The sequence below is a fragment of the Methylobacterium sp. WL116 genome (assembly GCF_008039455.1).
Taxonomy (GTDB): domain Bacteria; phylum Pseudomonadota; class Alphaproteobacteria; order Rhizobiales; family Beijerinckiaceae; genus Methylobacterium.
Genome location: NZ_VRUV01000332.1, coordinates 1 through 5,077 on the forward strand (window position 1 = coordinate 1; position 5,077 = coordinate 5,077).

Sequence of the window (5,077 nt, forward strand, 5' to 3'; positions counted from 1 at the left end):
GCCCGACGCGGCGCCGGCCGCGATCAAGGCCGGCGACCTCACCATCGCCACGCCCTGGCTGCGCGCGACGCCCGCCGGCGCCACCGTCGCCGGCGGCTACGTCAGCATCACCAACGCCGGCACCGTGCCCGACACCCTGACGGCGGCCGCGATCCCTCTCGCGGGTCGCGGCACGATCCACAGCATGTCGATGGACGGCGGCGTGATGCGGATGGCGCCCGTCGAGGGCGGCCTGACGATCAGGCCCGGCGAGACCGTGACGCTGGCCCCCGGCGGCCTGCACCTGATGTTCGAAGATCTGACCGCGAGCCCGAAGGTCGGCGAGACGGTCGCCGGCACGTTGACCTTCGCGCGCGCCGGCACCGTGCCGGTGACGTTCACGGTCGCGCCGATCGGCGCCCAGGCGCCCGCCGCACCGCCGGCGGGTCACGCCCACCACTGATCCGCGCCGACGCCGCGCGCATCCGCTCGGGATCCGCGTCGGCGTCGCCCTCTCCATCCAGTCCGGACGTGCCTGCCCGCGCCGACGCGCGCCCGGCGGCCGTCGGAAGGTGTCTCGCATGTCCCGTCCCTTCGAAACGGGCGCCCTGGCGCTCGCCGTCCTGCTGTCCGCCGCCCTGCCCTCCCGGGGGCAGGAGCCGTCGGATGCCGTCGTGCTGCCCGAGCTTTCGGTCAGCGGTGCCGCGGCGGGTTCGGTCACCGTCCCGAGCGTCGCCGAGCAGCGCGCGGCTCTGAACGCGACGGTCGGGTCGGTGGCCTTCGTCGACGCGGCGAGCTTCCAGGACCGCTACGCCAACACCCTGCGCGATGTGCTCAAGGACACGCCCGGCGTCGCGGTCCAGGAGCGCTACGGGCAGGAACTTCGTCTGTCGGTACGCGGATCGGGCATCGCGCGCGGGTTCCACCTGCGCGGCATCGAGCTTCTGCAGGACGGCATCCCGTTCAACCTCGCCGACGGAAGCGGCGACTTCTACCAGATCGATCCGTTGGCGCTGCGTTCGGTCGAGGTCTACAAGGGCGGAAACGCCCTCACCTTCGGCGCGACAACGCTGGGCGGCGCGATCAACGCCGTGACGCCGACCGCCTACACCGCATTCGCGCCCGACATCGTCCGGATCGACGGCGGCAGCTTCGGCACGATCCGCGAGAACTTCCAGGCCTCGCGGATCTCGGGCCCGGTCGATGTGCTGGTGAACGGCACCATCACCAATGCTGACGGCTTCCGCGACCACGAGACCCAGCGGACGCAGAACTTCAACGCCAACCTCGGCTACCAGCTGGCGCCGGGCGTCGAGACGCGGTTCTACGCCGGCATCTACCTGACCAACCAGAAGCTGCCCGGCACGCTGAGCCTGTCCGACGCGCTGAGCAACCCGACGCTGGCCAACGCCGCCGCGATCGCCGGAAACCAGTCGCGCAAGGTCGAGACCGAGCGCATCTCCAACCGCACCAGCTTCGTCCTCGACGTGGGAAAGCTCGACGTCGACACCTGGGCGATCCACAAATCGCTCTACCATCCGATCTTCCAGGCGATCGACCAGGACGGCTGGACCTACGGCATCAGCCCGCACTGGGCCGGCACGTTCGACCTCGGCGGCTTCCGCAACGACACGATCCTGGGCCTGCGGGCCTTCGCCGGGCAGAACTCGGCGCTGCAATTCGCCAACGTCCAGGGCCAGCGCGGCGCGCAGACCCTCAACGCCCTGCAGAGCGCCTCGAACCTCGAGGCCTATGGCGAGAACCGGTTCTGGTTCCTGCCGGACGTAGCCCTGATGACCGGCGCCAAGGCGTTCTCGTCCAACCGCACCTACAGCAACAAGGGCGGCCTGGCGGCGAGCCCGAACGTGCAGTTCGCCGACGAGACCTACGAGGGGGTGAACCCGAAGATCGGCCTGCTGTGGCAGCCGTTGCCCGAGATCCAGGTGTTCGGCGACGTCACGCGCTCGCGCGACGTGCCGGATTTCGGCGACCTCGTGCAGACCAACATCTTGCGCACCACCTTCGTCCCGCTCCAGGCCCAGCGCGCCTGGACCTACGAGGCCGGCTCTCGCGGACGGATCGACCGCCTGACCTGGGACGTGACCCTGTACCGTGCCGACATCCGGGACGAGCTGATCAACTTCAACACCGCGCTCGGCGCAGCGATCAACCTGCCGGCGGCGACCTTCAACGCGCCACGCACCCGGCACCAGGGTGTCGAGGCCGCCTTCGGCCTCGACCTCGCCCGCGACCTGTCGGGCGTCGGCGACCGGCTGAGCCTGTCCCAGATCTGGACGCACAACGACTTCCGCTTCGTCGGCGATCCCGTCTACGGCAACAACCGCATCGCCGGCCTTCCCCAGGACGTGCTGCGCACGGTGGTGAGCTACGTCCACCCGAGCGGCTTCCACATCGCCCCGTCGGTCGACTGGGTGCCTCAGGGCGCGTTCGCCGACCACGCCAACACCTTGAAGGTGCCGGGATACGCCCTGCTCAACGTGCAGGCCGGGATCGACTTCGCGAACGGCGTCTCGCTGTTCGTCGACGCCCGCAACCTGCTCGATGCCCGCTACGTCTCCGACATCACCGTGGTCGCGAACGCCGGTGCCGTGGCCGGCGGCCCGGTGGCGTTCTATCCGGGGGCCGGGCGGTCGGTGTTCGTCGGCGTGCGCGCGGCGTTCTGACGAGCCGGCATAATGCGGCACGTCGACTTACAGCCTCAATGTTGTCCCATGTCGTATCCGCCATTCGTCATCGCGCATCGACCGCGCGGTACTGCCTCGCCGCCCGATCTCGACATTCCGGTGGAACGTGCGCGGACGCGATTAAGGTTACCTTTCGGTTGTCGCGGCGGGACCTCCGTTCGGCGCTAGGATTGCGGCAAGGGTCGCGGACAGGCCGGGAGCGTTCCAAGACGGAACGACGACAGGCCCCGGCAGCGACGCAGGAGGCAGGATGAACGGGTACGACGTCACGTTCCGGGACGAACGGGATTGGGTCGATTTCGGGCGGACCTACGTCACGTCCGACGCCTTCCGGACGCTCTTCCACGACGGCATGGCGCTGGTGGAGGAGACCGCGGCGTATCTCGACGGCGAGGGCCGCGACGAGTCGCGCCTGATCTCGCGGGACGCAACCCTGTCCTACGCCTCGGAGAGCATGCGGCTCACCACCCTGCTGATGCAGATCGCGTCCTGGCTGCTGGTGCAGCGCGCGGTGTCCGAGGGCGAGCTCACCGCGAGCCAGGCCTTGCAGGAGAAGAACCGCGTGCGGCTCGCCGCGACCGAGGCGCCGAAGGCCGAGAGCTTCACGCTCCTGCCGGTCCGGCTGCAGAACCTGATCCTGCGCGCCCGCCGGCTGCACGCCCGCATCCTGCACCTCGACGGCCTGATCTCCGACGACCGCCCGACGCCGGCCGCCGTCGAGAGCCCGGTCGCCGTCCAGCAGAACCGCCTGCGCTCGGCCTTTCCCGGTCTGCAGGCCTGAGCGGAACGCCCAGAACGCAAGAAGGGCGGCACCGCGGTGCCGCCCTTCTTGCGTTGATCCAGCCCCTGCAGCACGCCGAGGCCGGGATCGAAACCCTTACTTGCGGCCGACGAGGTTGCCGAAGCGCGAGGTGAAGCGCGAGACGCGGCCGCCGCGATCGAGCATCTTCTGCTCGCCGCCGGTCCAGGCCGGGTGGGTCAGCGGATCGATGTCGAGGTTCAGGGTGTCACCTTCGCTGCCGTAGGTCGAGCGCGTCCGGTACTCGGTGCCGTCGGTCATCACGACCTTGATGAAGTGGTATTCGGGGTGCTCGGTCCCCTTGGCCTTGTCGGCCGCGCTCTTTGCCATGACGTCTCGTCCTCGACGGTGCACGAACTCCGGGAGCGCGGAGGGCGCGGCCCGTAAGATCCGTGGGTTGAAACTCTGTGATCGGACCGTTGCCACGAACCTCACGTTCGTGCGAACCGCTCATGCGAAGCCGACGGCCCGTCTTGGCGGCCCGCGGCCATTGCACACGCGCAATCGGAAGAAGGCGCGCGTATACCGCAGGCTCCGGCCGCTCACAAGCATGCTTGTCGCGCGGACGAGGGACGAAACACCAGAGGCGTGATGGCCCGCAAGAAGAACCCGCCCGCCGAAGGTCGCGACAAGGCCCCGCTGAGCTCGCTGCGGCCGCTGATCCCCTTCGCGGCGGCCTATCGCGGGCGGATCGTCGCCGCCTTCCTGTCGCTGCTGGCGGCCTCGGCGGCCACGCTGACGGTGCCGATCGCCATGCGCCGGGTGATCGATCACGGCTTCTCGCCCGAGGGCGAGAGCATGATCAACGCCTACTTCCTGGCGCTGCTCGGGGTCGTCGCGGTGCTCGCCCTGTCGAGCGCCGCCCGGTACTACACGGTGGTGACGCTGGGCGAGCGCGTGGTGGCCAACCTCCGCAGCGCCGTCTTCCGGCAGCTGACGCTGCTCGATCCCGCCTTCTTCGACAAGACGCAGTCGGGCGAGATCGTCTCGCGGCTCACCGCCGACGCGACCCAGGTCAAGGCGGTGTTCGGCGTCTCGATCTCGATCCTGCTGCGCAACCTGTTCCTGTTCGTCGGCGCCGTCGCGATGATGGTGATCACCAGCCCGAGGCTGTCGGTGCTGGTGCTGGTCGCGATCCCGCTGATCGTGTTCCCGCTGATCGTCTCCGGCCGCGGCGTCCGACGCCGCTCGCGCGCGGCGCAGGACCGCCTCGCCGACGCCTCCGCTTACGCGGCGGAAGCGGTCGGCGCGGTCCGCACGATGCAGGCCTTCGGCATGGGCCGGGCCACCGCCGACCGCTTCGCGCAGGTCTCCGAGAGCGCCTATTCGGCCGCCGGCGAATCGATCCGCGCCCGCGCGCTGCTCACCGGCGTGGCGATCTTCCTGATCTCGGCCTCCGTCGTCGGGGTGATGTGGTACGGCGCGCAAGGGGTGCTCGCCCACACCATGAGCGCCGGGCAGCTGTCGCAGTTCGTGCTCTACGCCGTCTTCGGCGCGAGCGCGCTCGGGCAGCTCTCGGAGGTCTACGGCGAGCTCGCCCAGGCCGCGGGCGCGGCCGAGCGCCTCGGCGAGATCCTGGCCGCCGTGCCCGCGG

The 5,077-nt window shown here is 70.0% G+C and carries 5 protein-coding genes; 4 read left to right on the forward strand and 1 reads right to left on the reverse strand.

Translation table 11 applies throughout. From position 1 onward, the window contains the following. The 3 genes from FV223_RS19570 to FV223_RS19580 form a co-directional block, all read left to right on the forward strand. A partial coding sequence (locus tag FV223_RS19570) for a copper chaperone PCu(A)C (RefSeq protein WP_147728571.1) occupies window positions 1-442 on the forward strand: 442 nt, incomplete at its 5' end. Window positions 443-560: 118 nt separating this feature from the next. Beyond that, on the forward strand, window positions 561-2,663 hold the full coding sequence (locus tag FV223_RS19575) for a TonB-dependent receptor (protein WP_147728572.1): 2,103 nt from the start codon (window positions 561-563) through the stop codon (window positions 2,661-2,663). A gap of 271 nt (window positions 2,664-2,934) precedes the next feature. After that, entirely contained in the window at window positions 2,935-3,465 is a 531-nt protein-coding gene (locus FV223_RS19580) for a DUF1465 family protein (protein ID WP_147728573.1), read from the forward strand. 96 nt (window positions 3,466-3,561) lie between these two features. On the opposite strand, the gene rpmE is transcribed toward FV223_RS19580, so the two are convergent. Next, window positions 3,562-3,813, reverse strand: a complete 252-nt coding sequence (gene rpmE / locus FV223_RS19585) for a 50S ribosomal protein L31 (RefSeq protein WP_147728574.1) — start codon at window positions 3,811-3,813, stop codon at window positions 3,562-3,564. A 261-nt stretch (window positions 3,814-4,074) separates the two neighbouring features. Between rpmE and FV223_RS19590 the strand changes: the two genes are divergently transcribed. Next, window positions 4,075-5,077 (forward strand): ABC transporter transmembrane domain-containing protein (locus FV223_RS19590; RefSeq protein ID WP_246689731.1); only part of this gene is annotated, 1,003 nt, incomplete at its 3' end.